The 18,033-nt window shown below is 40.0% G+C and carries 14 protein-coding genes and 1 tRNA gene; 3 read left to right on the forward strand and 12 right to left on the reverse strand.

What is annotated here, in order from left to right:
- The first annotated feature begins 254 nt into the window (after positions 1-254).
- On the forward strand, positions 255-509 hold the full coding sequence (locus OOZ15_RS20475) for a helix-turn-helix domain-containing protein (protein ID WP_416337329.1): 255 nt from the start codon (positions 255-257) through the stop codon (positions 507-509).
- A 366-nt stretch (positions 510-875) separates the two neighbouring features.
- Here OOZ15_RS20475 and OOZ15_RS18925 read toward each other — a convergent pair whose 3' ends face one another.
- The 7 genes from OOZ15_RS18925 to OOZ15_RS18955 form a co-directional block, all read right to left on the reverse strand.
- Complete coding sequence (locus tag OOZ15_RS18925; protein ID WP_265958017.1) at positions 876-2,156, reverse strand: site-specific integrase; 1,281 nt, start codon at positions 2,154-2,156, stop codon at positions 876-878.
- A gap of 230 nt (positions 2,157-2,386) precedes the next feature.
- Positions 2,387-2,461, reverse strand: a tRNA-Pro gene (locus OOZ15_RS18930).
- 203 nt (positions 2,462-2,664) lie between these two features.
- Positions 2,665-3,276, reverse strand: a complete 612-nt coding sequence (locus OOZ15_RS18935) for an RNA polymerase sigma factor (RefSeq protein ID WP_265958018.1) — start codon at positions 3,274-3,276, stop codon at positions 2,665-2,667.
- Positions 3,277-3,423: 147 nt separating this feature from the next.
- On the reverse strand, positions 3,424-4,293 hold the full coding sequence (locus OOZ15_RS18940; RefSeq protein ID WP_265958019.1) for an endonuclease/exonuclease/phosphatase family protein: 870 nt from the start codon (positions 4,291-4,293) through the stop codon (positions 3,424-3,426).
- 10 nt (positions 4,294-4,303) lie between these two features.
- Positions 4,304-6,043 (reverse strand): RagB/SusD family nutrient uptake outer membrane protein, encoded by a 1,740-nt coding sequence (locus OOZ15_RS18945; protein WP_265958020.1) that lies wholly within the window; start codon positions 6,041-6,043, stop codon positions 4,304-4,306.
- Positions 6,044-6,058: 15 nt separating this feature from the next.
- Positions 6,059-9,568 (reverse strand): TonB-dependent receptor, encoded by a 3,510-nt coding sequence (locus OOZ15_RS18950; protein WP_265958021.1) that lies wholly within the window; start codon positions 9,566-9,568, stop codon positions 6,059-6,061.
- A 99-nt stretch (positions 9,569-9,667) separates the two neighbouring features.
- The gene (locus tag OOZ15_RS18955) at positions 9,668-10,606 is read right to left on the reverse strand and encodes a FecR family protein (RefSeq protein ID WP_265958022.1); all 939 of its coding nucleotides are present in this window, start codon (positions 10,604-10,606) and stop codon (positions 9,668-9,670) included.
- A gap of 306 nt (positions 10,607-10,912) precedes the next feature.
- Between OOZ15_RS18955 and OOZ15_RS18960 the strand changes: the two genes are divergently transcribed.
- Positions 10,913-11,335, forward strand: a complete 423-nt coding sequence (locus OOZ15_RS18960) for a secondary thiamine-phosphate synthase enzyme YjbQ (RefSeq protein WP_265958023.1) — start codon at positions 10,913-10,915, stop codon at positions 11,333-11,335.
- Between the two features lie 375 nt (positions 11,336-11,710).
- Here the strand turns inward: OOZ15_RS18960 and OOZ15_RS18965 are convergent, their stop codons facing one another.
- On the reverse strand, positions 11,711-12,526 hold the full coding sequence (locus OOZ15_RS18965) for an HAD family hydrolase (RefSeq protein WP_265958024.1): 816 nt from the start codon (positions 12,524-12,526) through the stop codon (positions 11,711-11,713).
- Positions 12,527-12,693: 167 nt separating this feature from the next.
- On the opposite strand from OOZ15_RS18965, the gene OOZ15_RS18970 reads away from it, so the two are divergent.
- A complete protein-coding gene (locus OOZ15_RS18970; RefSeq protein WP_265958025.1) occupies positions 12,694-13,821 on the forward strand; it encodes a hypothetical protein in 1,128 nt (375 codons plus the stop codon).
- Between the two features lie 395 nt (positions 13,822-14,216).
- Here the strand turns inward: OOZ15_RS18970 and rplT are convergent, their stop codons facing one another.
- The 4 genes from rplT to thrS all read right to left on the reverse strand — a co-directional run bounded on the left by rplT (position 14,217) and on the right by thrS (position 17,494).
- A complete protein-coding gene (gene rplT, locus OOZ15_RS18975) occupies positions 14,217-14,561 on the reverse strand; it encodes a 50S ribosomal protein L20 (RefSeq protein ID WP_265958026.1) in 345 nt (114 codons plus the stop codon).
- A gap of 123 nt (positions 14,562-14,684) precedes the next feature.
- Entirely contained in the window at positions 14,685-14,882 is a 198-nt protein-coding gene (gene rpmI, locus OOZ15_RS18980) for a 50S ribosomal protein L35 (protein ID WP_265958027.1), read from the reverse strand.
- A gap of 83 nt (positions 14,883-14,965) precedes the next feature.
- Positions 14,966-15,517 (reverse strand): translation initiation factor IF-3, encoded by a 552-nt coding sequence (gene infC / locus OOZ15_RS18985; RefSeq protein WP_265958029.1) that lies wholly within the window; start codon positions 15,515-15,517, stop codon positions 14,966-14,968.
- A gap of 36 nt (positions 15,518-15,553) precedes the next feature.
- Positions 15,554-17,494, reverse strand: coding sequence for a threonine--tRNA ligase (gene thrS, locus OOZ15_RS18990; RefSeq protein WP_265958028.1), 1,941 nt, complete (start codon positions 17,492-17,494; stop codon positions 15,554-15,556).
- Positions 17,495-18,033 lie beyond the last annotated feature (539 nt).

The raw sequence follows: 18,033 nt of genomic DNA on the forward strand, positions 1-18,033 counted from the left end.
GCAAGGAAACAATATTTAATAACCTTATTACCAAAATGGTCAATAGTGATGTTGTATATCAATCGAAATTGATAAGTAACTAACTACTGACCTCTATCCTTGAAATTAAAAATAGTATAGATGGTGGGTTTAAAAAAAGTACAGCTCAAGAAGAACAAGGAAAAGTAAACGAAATAGACTTACCTAAAGATATTGTAGATGGAATTTTAAAAAAGTTTGAAGAATCAAAGAATTATGCTCAAAAGAAATATACGCTGAACTCACTAGCAAAAGAACTCAACACAAACTCAACCTATCTGTCTAAAGTAATCAACAATTCTAAACAAATTAATTTTTCTAACTACATAAACAATTTAAGGATTGAATATGCCATAGAAAAATTAACTGGATCAGAACAATTCAGGGCCTATACCATACAAGCCATTGCAGAAGAATCGGGTTTTGGTACAGCTCAATCTTTTTCTTCTTCCTTTTTTATCAAGCAACTAAAAAAGGAAAAGGAGCTATAAAGCCAAAAGTCCAAAGTAGATTGTGAACAAATTTCTTATTGTTGAAATTTATAAATTTCAACATATTTCATAAAATAGTTACTGCTTAAATCGATGTTTTTGGTCTCAATAATAAACCAAAACATTTCGTTATGAAGCAAAAAAAAATTAAATCTTAAAAAATTTCATATCTCAAAAATCAACAATCCAAAAGTCATTGTGGGAGGTAACCACAATAATGGTGATGATGACGACCCAATAAAAACCCAACCTACTGAAGGAGCAAGTAAAGCACCAGGCTGTGTAGATTAAAAAAGCCTTGATTTCAAAAAGAGGCCGCCTTTTTAGACAGCCTCCTCCGGAAGCATTTTTATAAATCTTTAAAAATCAAACAATTCTCAAATGGTCGTGTGCCGTTTCCCTATAGTTCAGGCTCCTTTTTGAATCCTTTAGTTTTGCCCTTAATTTTGTCATATCGTTACTAATTTTTTTTTCAATGACCCTGGCGTATTTTTGGGTCGTCGATAATTTTGTGTGTCCCAACATTTTTGAGACCGTTTCTATGGGAACATCGTTTAGAAGGGCTATCGTAGTGGCAAAGGTATGGCGCGCCACATGAAAGGTCAAGTTCTTCTCAATGTTACATAGTTTGGCTATTTTCTTGAGGTATTTATTGATTTTTTGGTCACTGAACACCCGTAAAAGCGAATAGTTATTTTCTATGGTCGGGTAATCTGCATATTTCTCCAATATTGCCTTGGCCTCATCCAGTAAGGGTAGTTTTACTGGGGTTTTTGTCTTTTGACGCCTGACCATTATCCATTGCCCATCATCAATTCCATTTACAATATCGGACTTACTCAAATTCTTTACTTCGATATAACTGAGTCCGGTATAGCAGGAAAAAACAAATACATCCCTTACCAAACACATACTTTCCTGTGCTATGGAAAGCATGGCCATTGTATCGAGTTCGTCCCGTTCCAAAAACGGACAGTCAAATTCCTTGTACTTCAATTGGTACAATGCGAAAGGATTCGTTTTAAGCCAGCTGTGTTTCAACGCCAGAGTTGTAAACTTCTGTAAACGTTCCATATGTTTCATGATACCATTATTGTTGAGAGGTTGGGATTTCCTCAATGGAGGGCAGTTGCGTAGATAGTCTTCAAATTTGACTATAAAGGAATAGTCCATTTGGCACAAATGGACATCATTCGATCTGAATTCCTTTTTGAGGAAACGGCCAACGTATTTTTCGGTGGCATTGTAATTCTTAGCGGTTCCTGGTGCCAGTTTTTTCAGTTCGTTTTCTCTATGGTAGTCCATAAGGTCCTTGCACGTCAATATTGCCTTGTCCTTGCCCAAATACCGTAATTTGATGGCCTGTGACGTAATCGGCCTATCTTCGCCCTTAAGCTGCTTGTAGGCTTTTTTGATGTTGGAGTTTATGTCGTCCAGTGCATCATTGATATTTTTTGCATTTTTTGCCCTTGTCCTTACCCGGTTTGCCCTATCGCACCAATGTTTTTCAAGGGCAGATTCCTTGGCACTTATATCTACAGGGACACTATCTATCCAGATTCTTGCATAGATAGGTGCTGTTCCATCCTTTTTGATTGATGATTTTTTCAACCAAAAATGGATATTGAATGTGCTTGTGGTTGTCATCACTTTCGTTTTAGATTAGAAAATCAGTTAAACGAAAGCCAAATCGCTCCGAAAGTCAAATACGGACAGAGAACCATAAATTTAGGAATTTATTTCCTAAAAAAATAGGACACGAAATAGGACACTAATGAATATGCTCCTAAACGGGAACAAAAAAAACCAGTAAAAATGTATTTTACTGGTTTTTAATAGTTTGTGTATTAAAAGAATTTCTTTTAATACCCTATTCGTCGGGATGACAGGATTTGAACCTGCGACCACACGGCCCCCAGCCGTGTACGCTAACCGGACTGCGCCACATCCCGATTTACAAATTTTCCAAGAGTGCCCCCCTTATGTTTCTCAAACCGTCACCTTTTATAAAACCATTATGGTGGTGCAGTTTATCCTGAGCTTGCCTACCGAACTTGCCTGACGGCAGTCAGGTAGGGAGGCAAAGTCGAAGGGCCACATCCCGTAGTGATTGAGATTGCAAAAATATAAAGTTCCTTAAATAAACAATAACTTTTTAGGAAATAAAATGAAGGGTAAAATAAATCTTAAATAAAATGAATACAAAAAAGTAATAGAGGTGATTGGGAAAATGCAGCCTGAAGTGTTTTAAAGCATTCCTAATATGGGTTTCCACGGTTCGGGGTGAGATGTTCAGCTCGCTTGCAATCTCCCGGTTATTGTACTCCTTGATCCGGCTGAGGTAAAAAACATTTCTACATTTTTCAGGAAGCGTTTCCATCGTGTCTACAACCTGCTTTTCAAGGTCGTTGTAGGTCAGGGTAGTATCACCGTCATTTTCTAAGGGTATTTCAGCAAGGATTTTTTCGTGAAATTCAGTGAGCTTGTTGTTTCTTAGTGCATTAAGGGTTTTAAATTTCAATGCCTTAAACAGATAGGCCTCCAGATGGTGGATTTCGATAGTTGATGTAGTTGCTTTTTCCCAAAGGCTGATAAATATCTCCTGAATAATATCTTCACATAACAGGGAATCTTCGACCACTTTATAGGCATAGGCATACATGCGTTTCCAATATTTGTCATAAATAGGTTTTAACGCATGCTCATTTCCTTTTTGAAGTAAAACAAATAACTCTTCGTCTGTTATGTCATGAGTTTTTTTGGCCATGGGGTTCATTGTGGGATAAAATTAAAATGAAAAGCCCTATCAACTACAGCGAGGTGTTTTATGAATTTGTTATGAAAAGGTTTCGTAAGCCCTGTATATAGAAAAACCTTCTGCTTCAACAGAAGGTTTTTCGTATAGGTGTCTTTTTTACTCAATAACGGCATCCACGATAATGGGAAAATGATCGGAGATGTATTTAGGACCACGTTGTCCGTCTAAAACATGGTATTTCAATATATTGATATTTCCAAGGAAGAAAATGTAATCAATTCGTTCCCTGCTTTGATCAGGTTCCAGATTAAATCCATTAAAGGTATAACTTGGGCCGTATGACTTGTTGGCTTTATGAAAAGTATCTTGTAAGGTGATTCCACTGCTGTTGTTTTTGGTCAAAACGGAATAGGCTTCCACAGAAGGCGGGAAATTGAAATCCCCGGTAACAATAAATGGGAGGTCGCCTGCAATGGCTTTGGCTCTTTTCACGAGGAGTTTGGCACTTTCCAACCTCGCTTGTTCCCCTCTGTGATCAAAATGGGTATTGATGAACACAAATTGTTTCCCACTTTCCTTTTCTTTCATCTTTGCCCAGGTAACAATCCGGGGCAGGGCCGCATCCCATCCTTTGGAGGCTTCTTTTTCCGGGGTTTCTGAAAGCCAGAAAATATCACTTTCGGTAATTTCAAACTTGTCCTTCTTATAAAAAATAGGAGTAAATTCCCCTTCGTTGCCACCCTCTCTGCCAACACCTATATGGTCGTACTCAGGCAAAAGTTCAACTATATCTTTCAATTGGGAATAGACAACTTCCTGCGCCCCGAAAACATCGATGTCCATAAAATCGATGCTCTCTGTGAGCCAGTCTTTTCTGTTTTCCCATATGTTGATGCTGTCGTTGGGGTTGGCATAACGGATGTTGGTGGTCATAACCTTGATGGGAAGGCTTTGAGCATGGAGCTGCACAAAGGAAAGACCTCCCATAATAATACTTGCTAAAATTGTAATCGAATGTAATTTCATCTTTCTTTTTTTATTCCCAACCGGGATTTTGGGTTAAGTTAGGATTTAATTGTAATTCTACACGCGGAATCGGGTATAAATAATCACGGGTTTCATCAAAAGTCCTGTTGTTGAAATCGGGCTGCGGATCGATCAAATTGTTTTCGTCAAAGTAAACATCCGATCCCATTTTGATGTATTGCGTACCTTCAGTCTGATTTCCGGGCTCTTCACCTTCATACAGAACCACATCAATACTTCCGTTTCCGTCCATGTCATACGATCCGGCTCCCGGGAAATATAAGCCACGCAATGGCCTGGTGATGGTTTGTCCGCTTTTCCAGCGAACAATATCGTCCCAACGGAAGTTTTCCATATACAGCTCAATACGTCTTTCCCTTCTGATTTCAAGGATCAATCCTTTGTTGGGACCGTCAACATCCGGGTATTGGTCTTCCATAAAAGGGTCGGGATTTCCGTTGGCTGCTGTCATGGACAATGCCGGCATGCCTACGCGGTTTCTTAAGAGTTGAATGGATTGGTCCAGGTCACTTTGTGTAATATTTTCCAATTCAGCTTTAGCTTCTGCATAGTTCAGCAAAACCTCACCGAAACGGAAAATAGGCAGATCGGTAATCGATTCGTCGTTGGTGTCATACTGTGGTTCGGTTACATATTTTGTCAATTGATAACCTGTAACCGTTGCCCCGATATTGGGAGGTAACTCCAGGCTTTGGCCTTTTCGGGTATAACCGGGGGTGCGGATGGTCTGTGAAAGTCGCGGATCCCTGTTGGCAACCTCTTCCGTAAAGAAAATCTGGTTGTGGTTGGGGAGGTCTGTAAAACGCGAACCGTCACTGTTCAAATAGCTATTCACCAATTCTTTGGTCATACCGGGCCTACCGTAAGACGAAGTGGTGGTATAGTAGTTTACATTGTGGTCTACATTCAACGATTGTGTAAATTGACGGCTCAGGATCATTTCGCTGGTCTGTGCGTCATGCGAATTGAAAAGGTTCATATAGTCATGCTCAGTATCACCGGTACTGTATACTGTGTAAGGCGAATTGTTGATCAATTCCAAAGCTGCATTTGCCGAAGCTTCCAAGTATTTTTCATACCCGCTGATATCACGGTATTTTTCAAAAGTACCCTCATACAAACCTACCCTTGATTTTAACGCTAAAGCCGTGTATTTGGTAATTCGATAGGCTTCTACGCTTTCATTCAGGTTGGCAATGGCAAAGTCGAGATCTTCCAGAATCTTGTCGGCTATAAATTGCCTGCTGTCTCTGGGTTTTTGCAAGCTTTCGGTATCGGTAGGGTCGATCGTATAGTCATACCACGGCACCCCGCCAAAGCGCTTCAGCTTTTCAAAATAGAAATAAGCCCTAAAAAACCGGGCTACACCACCATAATGTTTTTTTGCAGCCTCGTCATCAGCTTTTTCATAATGCTCCAAAAAATAATTGATATCCCTGAGGTAGCCCCAGTCCCAACCTCCGCCGGAGGTAGGAATAAGACGGGCACTTCGCATTTCTTCACTAAGCGAAGTTGTTACAATATTATCGACCCTGGCATCTCCGTTGTATATGGAGGTAGCAGGAAACATACGGTAGAACCCGTTGGTATAGAGTTCCAGGTCGCTTGCTTTAAGGAAAAAGTTTTCTTCCGTAACATCAGAGAGCGGTTCTTTGTTCAAATATTCATCGCTACAACTTAAGACGGTCAAGCTGCATAAAAGAATTAATATGAAATGTTTATGTATCATGATTTTTTCGCTTTTTTAAAATTGAATTGAAATTCCCAATGAATAGATTTCAGAAAATGGCACACCCTGCGCAGTACTTCTATTTGCCGACGTAGAGGGTGAGTTGAGGTTCACAGAGTTACTGGCAGCCTCAGGGTCGATATAATCGGTTAGTTTACTAAAAGTCAACAGATTTTCCCCGCTGAAATATATCCGTAGCTTGGTTAAGGGCAATCGGTCCATAACCCTTGATGGCAAGGTGTAGCCAAACGTCAGGTTTTTCAGCCTTAAATAGGAAACATCCTGTATATAACGGTCGTTGACTGCTCCAAGGGCGTCGCTTTCAGACAAGGCGATATAACCAAAGAGTCTTGGGAAATAGGCATCCCGATTATCAGGTGTCCAAATGTTGTCAACCAGATCTTTTCTGATGAAAGAATCGTAAGGACGGTTATACATAGCCCAAAAGATTCTTGAATCCCTGTGCGGATACCAATCTTGTTTACCAACCCCTTGGAAGAAAGCTGATAAATCGAAACCTTTCCACGAAGTGCTCAGCTTAAAACTGTAGAGGTATTGTGGGGCGGTGTTTCCTATGATACGTCGGTCTCCGGGATCTTCTAAAGTGTTTTCGCCTTCGTTGATCACACCGTCGTTATTCAGATCTACATAGCGAACATCGCCGGGTTGTAAACCTCCGTTGGCCATAATCCTGTTGGAAACCCGGGTTTGATCAGCATGACCTACAATTTCTTCTTCCGTTTGGAAGAGTCCGTCTACATGATAACCCCAAAGTTCGCCAATGGTCATCCCTTCATAATAATCCAACAAACTGTTGTTCGGGTTGTCGAAGCGGGTGATAACAGTTTCTGAATTTGACAAGCTTCCTTCGATAGCAAAATAGAAAGGTGATTTGCCGACTTGGAAGGTTTTGTTGTATCCCAATGAAAGTTCAAAGCCGCGGGTTCTTAGATCGGCGGCATTTTCTTGTGGTGATGCAGTTCCCAAAACACTCGGTAGGGTAGCTCCTTTGGTAAGCATCCCTTCAGTTTCCCTCTGGAACCAGTCGAAACTGGCTGTGAGGTTGTTGTTGAAAAATCCGGTATCAACGCCCAGATTCAGGGTGTTTACCTTTTCCCAGGTGATCTCATTCGGATTCAATCCCGGAGCGTCGATATAGCCCAAAGTAGAACCGTCGATGGCATAACCGGTGTTAATACCTTTATTGAGGGTTGGGATATAGGCATAGTCGCTAATGTTTTGATTTCCGAGTGAACCGTAGGAGGCTCTTAATTTCAACAAACTAAAGGTATCGGCAATAGGTTGAAAGAAACCTTCCTTATTTACGATCCATCCTGCGGAAACCGAAGGAAAAAAGCCCCAACGGTGATCTTCCGGAAAACGGGAAGAACCGTCATAACGCCCGTTGAATTCCAATAGGTATTTCTTTTTGTAGTCATAAGACAAACGGTAGAATACCCCTTGTAAAGCCCATGCTGAAGCACTTCCGGTAGCTTCCGGATTGGAAGTGGCCAGGCCGAGGGAATTTAAATCGTCGGAAATACTGTTCTGTTTGCTGGCTTCAATCCTTTTGATTTCGTAGGATTCCTGGTTGAAACCGATCATGGCATTCAAGGCATGATTTCCGAATTGATGTTGATACTCCCCAAAAATATTAAAGGCGTTGTAGCTTGACTTGTTGTTGTATTCGGTGAGTTTGTCGTTTCCGAGAAATCCGATTTCACCAACAAAAATAGAGTAGGGGATCCTGGTGGAACGTTGAAAACGGTTAAAATTGACTTTGCGAAGGGCATAGCTGGCGGTGATGTCCAGACCCGGTAGTGGGTTTAATTTAGCCGTTGCGATATTCGAAAAATCGGCCTCATCGGTTATTTGCTTCGATTTTCCATGGAGCAAGGAAGCATAAACCCCGTCACCAATAGTATAGTTGTTGAGCTCGGTTCTCCATAAGGATGTGCCGTCGGGATTGGTAGGCATATATGAAGGCAGGGCGTGCACCCAGATCAGGCTTCCCCAGATATCCCGGTATCCGTACTGACTTCCGCCGTGCTCGATATCGTTGGAACTGTTGTATTGCATGTTGTTGGAGAAGGTAAGCCAGTCGTTGACTTCCATTTCTATTTTTCCCCTTAAGTTGTATTGCTTGTAGCGGTCTTCCTGAACTTTTAGGATTCCGGTGGATTGGTAGTTTCTGTATGAGAAAAAGCTTTTGATCTTTTCAGAACCTCCCGAAATGGAAACATTGGAAATTTGTGAAGGCGATACCTTGCGGAAGAATGTATCCCACCAGTTGGTAGCCCCGTAGTGAACGTATTGATTCCTTCCGTTGCGGATATCGGTAACGACACGGGCTTTGGAAGGATCTTGGGAAACTTCCTGAAGTGCCGCATAATCCTGTTCAGAATAACCGGTGTATGAATTCCCTACGGCAGCCCTGAACGATTCATCAACAAGCATAACGGCTTTGTACGGATCGGTTAAAAAATCGGTGTTCATGGTTGGGGAGCTGAATGCCGTGGTATTGCTCACATCTACCGTCATTTTTCCCTCTTTGGCTTTTTTAGTGGTTACCAAAACAACCCCAAAAGCACCCCGGGCTCCGTAAATCGCAGAGGCTCCGGCGTCTTTTAATACACTGATAGACTCAATGTCGTTCGGATTCAGGGTATTGATATCGCCTTCAACCCCATCGACAATGATAAGTGGTGAACCTCCGTTGATCGATGTAAAACCACGGATGTTGATACGTGGTGCCTGACCGGGCTTTCCACTGGATTGCGTGATGTTAAGTCCGGGGCTAACACCTTGTAACGCATTACCGGCATTGGCAACAGGACGCTCCTGAATGGATTGAGTGTTGACTTTGCTTACGGCATCGATCAGGGTTTCCCTGCTTTTTTCACCATAACCAATCACCACGACCTCGTCGAGCATTTCCTGATCAGATTGCATAACAATATTTAATGTGGTTGTGTTAGCGGATACCTGCACCGTTTGGGTCTGCATACCTACGTAGGTGAATTCCAGAGTATCGCCAATACGGGCTTCAATGGAGAAATTCCCGTCAAAATCAGTCGTAATCCCGTTTGATGTTTCCAGAATAGTAACGTTGACACCCATTAGCGGAATTCCGGCTTCATCTTTTACAGTTCCTTCAATGGTTTTTTGTTGTTGATCAACCTTATTACGCGTAATGGTAATGGTGTTGTTGATACGCTTATAAGAAACGTCAAAAGCCTGGGCGAGCTGTTTTAAAACGACTTCAAGGCTTTCATTGGAATAGTTGATTGAAATGCGTTTGTCGATATCCCTGACCTCTTGGGTATAAACAAAAGTGGCCTCAGTTTGTAGTTCGATCTTAGACAGAATCTGAACCAGTGTTTCATTTTTGCTGAATAATGTAATCTTGTTATCCTCAGCGTCTGCAGCATAAATTCCGGATGAAATGCTGAAAACCATCGCAAGCAGGCAGATAAAACGCCGTGAATATACGAGTGTGTTGTTTTTTTGTACTTTTGATTTCATTTTAATTTTTCTATTAAGTTTTCTTAGACTTGTAGATGAATCATAGGCCTTTCCTGTTCCAGCAGGGGAGGCTCTTTTTTGGGTTACTTCATATTTTTTTCATTCGCTGTTTTTTAAGATTATGTGATTGTTTTGGGTAAATTCATACGAGATGTTGGTGAGGAACTCTAAACTTTCCAACACCTCTTTCAGTTTTGGGTTTTTGTATTTCCCTGTGATCTTTTGTTCGTCCATGGATGTATTGTCAATAGTGATGCGTACATCAAACCATTTTTCTAGGATCTCGGCGGTAGCCTTCAAGCTGTGACCGTCCAGGAGGATCACATTTTGGGTCCATGCAATAGCATTATCGGATAGGATTTTCTGTTTTGAAAAAGTACTGTCAATTTTGTTGTACACAACTTCTTGGTCGGGCGTTAGTAATACATCGAGATGTTTTCCGTCAGAGACCTTTACTTTTCCGGTTGCTACGCTGACTTTGATATTTTTAGAAGTTGGATAAGCGTGAATGTTGAATGAGGTGCCCAAAACCCGGGTATCCAAACCGTTGCTGTGCACGATAAAAGGGTATTGTTCGTTACGGTTTACCTTAAAAAAAGCTTCCCCCCTTAGGGTAACTTCCCTTGTTTGGGCGTTGAATTGTTCCGGATATTGAAGTGTACTCCCGGCATTCAACATCACCTTGCTGCCGTCAGGGAGCAAAGCCTCCTTTTTCTCCCCCAATAAGGCCGTTTCGGTTATTTGTTTTGGAGAAGCGAACATTTTGAAGAGAAACCCCATTCCCACCAAACACAATAGAACGGCAGCAGTGCGATAGGAAAAATAACGCAGTTTCCGAATGCGTTGTTCTTTTTTCTTTTTGAGGATGGAATTTTGGATTTTAGAATAGATCCGGTCATGGGTATTACGTTCCGGATCGGGATCCTTTCCGTTTTTTTGAACCTGATCGATGAAATACTGTAGCTGCTTTTTTTCCCGTGAGGTAGATTTTCCTTTTACGTAGGAATTGAGCAGTTTTAAAAAATTGTCTTTTTTCAACTGACAAGAGTTTTGTGTTCTTTACCAAAGAGTCACAAAAACAGCTTCAGACACGTAAGGGTTTTTTCTAAAAAACCTGCTTTTAACGATTTATTAAAGTAGAGCTAATACAGTTAACTTTAAAGCAACCCTACCATAACACAGCAAAAAAGTTTAAACTTTAAACACCCCCATAAATACTTCTGGGATAAGCCATGGATAGTCCATGAAATGTTAAAAAATAAAAGATTGAAAATAATAAAGTTGAAAGACAGTTTTTGAACATATTGAAATTCTATTTTTTGTACCTTCACAAACAAAAATTAAATGCATTTCTTCCAAAGAGAACTTCAATTACGACCTAAAGAGAGAGGGTTTCACTTGGTTACAGACGAGATACTGAAAGCCATTCCGGAAATTTCTAAATTGAAAACGGGACAGTTTCAGGTGTTTATAAAGCACACTTCGGCAAGTTTGACGATCAATGAAAATGCAGACCCTTCGGTACGAGTAGATTTTGAAAGCCATATGAACAAAATGGTTCCTGAAAACGCATCTTATTATATTCATACCTACGAAGGGGCAGACGATATGCCGGCACATATAAAAGCTTCTTTAATGGGATCTTCTGTCCAAATCCCCATAACAAATGGGAAATTGAATCTCGGCACTTGGCAGGGCATTTATCTTTGCGAACACCGTGACCATGGCGGTGCCAGATCGGTAGTTGTCACAGTTTTTGGGGAGTGATTAATCAATAATATCCACTTTTGTTTAAGTATTTTAAAGATTTCTATGTTTTGATAAATTGGTAAAGGAGTCGAATGAGGAATGATTGATAGGAAGAAGTTATCATTGTGTAGCTAATCTGGAAAGGACAAAATTTAACATTGAATTATTCAAGATGAAACAGAGTAAATTGTTTTGGCCTACGAGAGAAACATTGAAAATCAAGGAAGCAGCGATGGCAAGAAGATAAAAATCTGTTTGAGTTCCGCCCTCAAGGTGGAATGAGTTATTTTTATCTGTGGCTGGGGGTTCCGTAGTATTTTCTTATGTTTTTCTCGCCAGCCTAGATTTTTTTGGTTCGTTTTTTTATCAATGAAAAAAATGAACAGGTGATTATTAAACGGAGGATTCCTTAGCAGCAATCAATTGCTCCAAAATAAATTCAACCCCGTAGTCATCATTACTTTTGGTTTGAAAATTGGCTACTTTAACCACATTGGGGTGTGCATTTTCCATGGCATAGCTAAAATGTGCCAGTTCCATCATCTCAAGATCGTTGTTGTAATCCCCAAAAACCATGGTTTCCTCTTTCGTGATTCCAAGTTGTTTCTGTAACATTTTTAAAGCATAACCTTTGTTGGCGTTGGGGTGGGAGAGGTCGAGCCAGTTTTGTCCGGAAACCTTTACTTGCATGGAGTCTTCATAATGTTTTACAGCCGGATAGACATGTTTTTCTGAACTGTCGAAGTGATAGACAGCGATTTTCAGGAAATCATCTTTACTAGCCTTGGTCAGGTCGTCAACAATTTCGTATGTAGCATAGAACTCACTGAACATGTCAACAAATTGACTGTTCTGTGTTTCGATATAAGCGGCATTTTTTCCGCATAAAACCACAAAAACATCTTCCAATTTTCTCAAAAGGTCGATACAGGAATTGACAGCCCCTGAAGGTAGATTGGTGACGATCAGTTCTTCGGATCCACGTTTAGCGATCCCCCCGTTTTCGGCAATGATGGTAATATCATCAACGATATCCTCTAATTTATTGGTAATGCTGCTGTATTGCCTTCCACTGGCAGCCACAAAATGAATGCCGTGTGATTTTAACTTGTTGAATAGCTCAAAAAAGACAGGGCTCACTTCTCCTTTTGTGTTCAAAAGAGTGCCATCCATGTCTGAAACAACCAGTTTTACTTGAGATAAATCCATAGTACTGTAAAAATAAGCCGTAAAAATACGGTTTAAGGTTCAAATAGATGTTAAATGTTTATTAGGATTTCTATTTATATTAAATGTATTAAAAATGTAACACGTATTCTTCTATAAATGGAGTTAATTTTCTAACTTTAAGGGAATAATCTTAAAATATAATCATTATGAAAATTAACCGACACTATTTAATTTTATTAAGTGCTGTGCTTTTATTGGGTTCTTGTTCACATGACAATGCCTATATGGAAGACAGCCTTAATGTTAAAGAACATTTATTAACAGCCGAAACAACAGATGAAGCCGAAGTTGAACTTCCTGATTTAAGCTTCGATCACGATTTTACATTACATGACGATTTTGCTTATTTTGATGACCTGGAAAGGGTTGTAGAGCCTTCAGAATGTGGACCAACAGCTTTCGACGCTGCCGTTAGTGAAACTATCAACGAAAATCTGGATATATATGGTCTGCTTTATTACGATACCTATGCAACCATAAATTTTTATATGTCTTTGGTAGATACAAGTGAACAGTTCTTTGGAGCTGAAGGGGAATATACCCAGCTGATGAACAAACGGGTTCGCAATCTTGAAAAATTCTGGAACATGTCCGGGGAGATAGACGTAAAAGGTCAACACAATAGCAATTTTGAAAACATAGAATTGATGAGGGAGACCTTGCCTTACATTACGGTTCCGGGAACAGATATAGAGGCATTCATTCAGGATATTTTACTCATTAACGAGTTGAGCACCTTTTTAATTGAAAACCCCTTTGTTTCTTTTGATGGTTTTGCCATTCAAATTGATAATTTCTTCGGAAAAGGACAAGATAATATCATTGTGATCAGTGATGGTATTGTCGGGGTTATGACCAAAACCGGTATTGATGCGGGGATTATCTGGACAGGGATACTGGCACACGAGTGGTCACATCAAATTCAGTTTAAAAACAATTGGACATATCCTATTGATCCGACCAATATTGCCGAAGCCACACGTGCTACAGAATTGGAAGCTGATTTTACAGCAGCTTATTATATGACGCACAAACGTGGAGCTACCTATAATTGGAAACGGGTAGAAGGCTTTTTTGAATTGTTTTTCAATATAGGAGATTGTAGTTTCGACAGTGATGGTCATCACGGAACGCCACTTCAACGTATGGAAGCAGCAAGAAAAGGCTTCGAATTGGTACAAAGTGAAAAGAAAAACGGCCATATCTCATCTACACAGCAAGTTCACGATGCTTTCTTGGATGAATATGATGCTATCATTGCTCCTGAATTATAAATTGAATAAAAAATGGAAACAAAAACCCGGCTTCTGGTCGGGTTTCTTAAGTTATATATATAACAAAAACTTTTTAAATGAAATGAAATGAAAGTATGTAATATTCGAATTATAAATATTTTTATTACTTTTGACACGGTTGGTGATTTATGGTTAACATAAATTAGTTTGATTTAAGAGGGTTACTGTGGTGGTAACCCTCTTTTTGTTACCTGATGATTTGGTTTTAAACCTTGATGATTATGAAAAAATATTGCTGACAAACCTTTTGTTCTTGTTGTGGAGTCGAAGCTAAAGGACAAAACTGAAAAGGATTAGATTAAAAAAAGACTTAAAACAAAAAATCCGGCGAAAAGCCGGATTTTTTTATAAGCGGATAATATATTGTTAAACGTTTACTTTACTTTCTCAACAATAGCTTTAAAAGCTTCTGGGTGGTTCATCGCTAAATCGGCAAGAACCTTACGGTTCAATTCGATATTGTTAGCTTTTACTTTCCCCATAAACTGAGAGTAAGACATACCGTGTTGTCTGGTACCAGCATTAATACGGGTGATCCAAAGTGAGCGGAATGTTCTTTTCTTGTTTCTACGGTCTCTATACGAGTATTGCATCGCTTTATCAACCGCATTTTTGGCAACTGTCCAAACGTTTTTACGTCTACCGTAGTAGCCTTTTGCTTGCTTCAACACTTTTTTTCTTCGTGCTCTTGAAGCTACTGAATTTACTGATCTTGGCATAATTTTAAATTTTTTGTAGCAGGCGGCCGATTATTGGCACTTACTCATTTTTAAATTCCGTACTACGTACTTCAAAATGGCCTGACTCCAGGGTTAAACAAATTTATTGAACCGAAAGAACAATTATTTTAAACGTAATTGTTCTTTAATGTTTTTCTCATCAGACTTGTGAACAAGTGTTGAATGAGTTAAAGCTAGCTTACGCTTTTTAGACTTCTTGGTTAAGATGTGACTCTTAAAAGCGTGCTTTCTTTTGATTTTACCGGTACCGGTAAGCTTAAAACGCTTTTTGGCACTGGATTTAGTTTTCATTTTAGGCATAATCCTAATATTTATTTAATTATCTCGCTTATTATCTTCTATGCTGAACTCGTTTCAGCATCTGTTTTATCTATCTAAAGTACTTATTTCGTCTTCTTTGGTGAGATAAACATGGTCATACGCTTACCTTCCAATTTTGGCATTTGCTCTACTTTACCCAGGTCTTCCAACTCAGAGGCTAAGCGTAGCAATAAAATTTCTCCTTTATCCTTATACACAATAGAGCGGCCCTTAAAGAATACATAGGCTTTCAGTTTGGCTCCGTCTTTTAAAAACTTTTCGGCATGCTTTTTCTTAAAATTATAATCGTGGTCGTCCGTGTTGGGTCCAAAACGGATCTCTTTAACTACCACTTTCGATGCTTTTGCCTTTAAAGCTTTTTCGCGTTTCTTCTGTTCGTACAAGAACTTTTTATAGTCCATGATCTTACAAACAGGAGGTTTGGCGTTTGGTGAAATTTCAACTAGGTCTAATTCTAATTCTTCAGCTTTATTCAAAGCTACTTTGGTTGGGTATACTCCCATTTCAACATTGTCTCCTACGAGCCTTACCTCTGATACACGGATATCTCTGTTGATATTGTGTGGGTTTTTATTTTCTCTTCTTCTAGGGTTTCTGTTGTATCTTCTTTTAATTGCTATGGCTAAATAATTTTAATTAAACTTTCTTTTTTAAAACGTCTTTAATGTACGATTGATTTCTGTATTTATCAAATCTGTGAACTCATTTATTGTAATAGCTCCTATGTCGCCCTCTCCATGTTTCCTTACAGAAATCGTATCATCCTTTTCCTCATTCTCACCAACAATCAGCATAAATGGGATCTTATTCATTTCTGCTTCACGTATTTTCTTGCCAATAGTTTCGTTTCTATTGTCAACGAGGGCGCGAATTTCGTTATTTTCCAATAAATTTAAAACTTTTTCGGCATATTTTTCATATTTCTCGCTGATAGACAATATAATAGCCTGCTCCGGCATGAGCCATAATGGGAAGTTTCCGGCAGTGTGTTCCAGTAATATGGCCACAAAGCGCTCCATGCTTCCAAAAGGGGCTCGGTGTATCATCACCGGACGGTGCAGTTTGTCATCACTTCCTTTATAATTAAGGTCAAATCGTTCCGGGAGGTTATAATCCACTTGGATAGTACCCAATTGCCAACTTCTGCCCAAAGCATCTTTTACCATAAAGTCGAGTTTAGGGCCGTAAAAAGCCGCTTCACCGGTTTCGATGACATAATTCAGTCCTTTCTCCTTGGCGGCATTGATGATGGCACTTTCTGCTTTTTCCCAATTCTCATCGCTACCTATATATTTATCCGGATCTTCAGGATCGCGTAAAGAAACCTGCGCTGTAAAGTTTTCAAAACCTAGCGAACCAAAAACGTATAAAACAAGGTCGATAACATTCTTGAATTCCTCATCCAACTGGTCGGGCGTACAGAAAATATGGGCATCGTCTTGTGTAAATCCGCGAACACGGGTCAAGCCGTGTAGCTCACCACTTTGTTCATAACGATACACGGTGCCAAACTCAGCATAACGTTTGGGAAGCTCCTTATAACTCCATGGGCGCGCATTGTATATTTCACAGTGATGCGGACAATTCATCGGTTTTAGTAAGAATTCCTCATCCTCTTTTGGTGTGTGGATAGGCTGAAAGCTATCCTCTCCATATTTTGCATAGTGTCCCGAAGTGACATACAATTCTTTTTGACCTATATGTGGAGATACCACCTGCTCATAACCCGCTTTCTTTTGGGCCTTTTTAAGGAAGTTCTCCAAACGCTCGCGCAGAGCAGCTCCTTTGGGTAACCAGAGTGGAAGTCCTTGTCCTACTTTTTGTGAAAAAGTAAACAACTCCAATTCCTTTCCTAATTTTCTATGATCTCGCTTTTTAGCTTCTTCAAGGAGCTCGAGATAAGCTTTTAGGTCTTTTTGTTTAGGAAATGAAATTCCATAAACACGTGTCAGTTGTTGTTTGTTTTCATCACCTCGCCAGTAAGCCCCGGCAACAGAAAGAAGTTTAACGGCTTTTACGATCCCAGTATTGGGGATGTGCCCCCCACGACATAAATCAGTAAAAGTATCGTGATCGCAAAATGTGATAGTGCCGTCCTCCAGATTTTCAATAAGCTCTACCTTAAAGGGGTTGTTTTGCTTTTTGTAGAAGTCCAGCGCTTCCACCTTGCTTACAGCCCTCATCTTGTAATCGTGTTTGCCACGGGCAATTTCGAGCATCTTCCCTTCGATCTTCGGAAAATCCTTTTCAGAAATATTGTGTTCTCCCAGATCGACGTCATAATAAAAACCATTATCAATAGCTGGACCTATGGTCAGCTTCACACCTGGGTACAACTCCTCAAGTGCTTGCGCCATGATATGGGAAGTGGAATGCCAAAAAGCTTTTTTTCCTTGCTCGTCATTCCATGTATATAAAGTAAGATTCCCGTCGGTAGTCAACGGAGTTACTGTTTCAACCGTTTCACTATTAAAGCTTGCTGAAATAACATTGCGGACCAAACCATGACTAATGCTTTTTGCTACATCCATTGGAGTTGAATTTTTCTCAAACTCCTTAACCGATCCGTCGGGTAAAGTAATCTTGATCATTATAATATTCTGTTTTTCGGTTTGCAAAGATAAGTGTAAGACTTTAGGCATACAACACTATAAGTATATATGTTTTAATTCCCGAAAATTACAGCTTGTCCCCTTGTCCCGGGGGGCGCTTCCCGGCAGCCATTGCGTCCGGGAAAAAGCTTAAGGCGGCCCATTGTGGAACCGGGAGCGGGGCCATAAGAGGACTAATATATGTTTCTCATATGTCAAATACGCTATAAATACGCTATAAATACGCCATAACTATATGGTATCTATTACTTGGATACGGTATTGACCCGTCCTAAAATAACTATACAGGTTATTAAATAAATCCTGATATAATTATACAATTCCGGGGGAAGAAGAAAGGTTTTTTTTCCGGCTAACCCTAAGCTGTTCAATGGGTTGTGGGCAAGGTTCAAAAAAACCTTCAAAAACATTTGGAAAAAGGCGGGGAAAGTTTCTATATTTGCACCCGCTTTCGGAAGGATGGTAGATGTAGGAGAGGGAGCGGAAGTTCATTGTACAGCGGGATTTCGGGCAGTCGA

Source organism: Galbibacter kalidii, from assembly GCF_026241135.1.
GTDB lineage: Bacteria > Bacteroidota > Bacteroidia > Flavobacteriales > Flavobacteriaceae > Galbibacter.

What these genes read in the sequence shown, in the direction of transcription:
- OOZ15_RS18970 (WP_265958025.1), top strand. Translation starts at nt 12,694, where the DNA reads ATGAAAATTAACCGACACTATTTAATTTTATTAAGTGCTGTGCTTTTA.
- OOZ15_RS18945 (WP_265958020.1), bottom strand. Translation starts at nt 6,043, where the DNA reads ATGATACATAAACATTTCATATTAATTCTTTTATGCAGCTTGACCGTC.
- thrS (WP_265958028.1), bottom strand. Translation starts at nt 17,494, where the DNA reads ATGATCAAGATTACTTTACCCGACGGATCGGTTAAGGAGTTTGAGAAA.
- OOZ15_RS18965 (WP_265958024.1), bottom strand. Translation starts at nt 12,526, where the DNA reads ATGGATTTATCTCAAGTAAAACTGGTTGTTTCAGACATGGATGGCACT.
- OOZ15_RS18950 (WP_265958021.1), bottom strand. Translation starts at nt 9,568, where the DNA reads ATGAAATCAAAAGTACAAAAAAACAACACACTCGTATATTCACGGCGT.
- OOZ15_RS18925 (WP_265958017.1), bottom strand. Translation starts at nt 2,156, where the DNA reads ATGACAACCACAAGCACATTCAATATCCATTTTTGGTTGAAAAAATCA.
- OOZ15_RS18935 (WP_265958018.1), bottom strand. Translation starts at nt 3,276, where the DNA reads ATGGCCAAAAAAACTCATGACATAACAGACGAAGAGTTATTTGTTTTA.
- rplT (WP_265958026.1), bottom strand. Translation starts at nt 14,561, where the DNA reads ATGCCAAGATCAGTAAATTCAGTAGCTTCAAGAGCACGAAGAAAAAAA.
- OOZ15_RS18940 (WP_265958019.1), bottom strand. Translation starts at nt 4,293, where the DNA reads ATGAAATTACATTCGATTACAATTTTAGCAAGTATTATTATGGGAGGT.
- rpmI (WP_265958027.1), bottom strand. Translation starts at nt 14,882, where the DNA reads ATGCCTAAAATGAAAACTAAATCCAGTGCCAAAAAGCGTTTTAAGCTT.
- OOZ15_RS18960 (WP_265958023.1), top strand. Translation starts at nt 10,913, where the DNA reads ATGCATTTCTTCCAAAGAGAACTTCAATTACGACCTAAAGAGAGAGGG.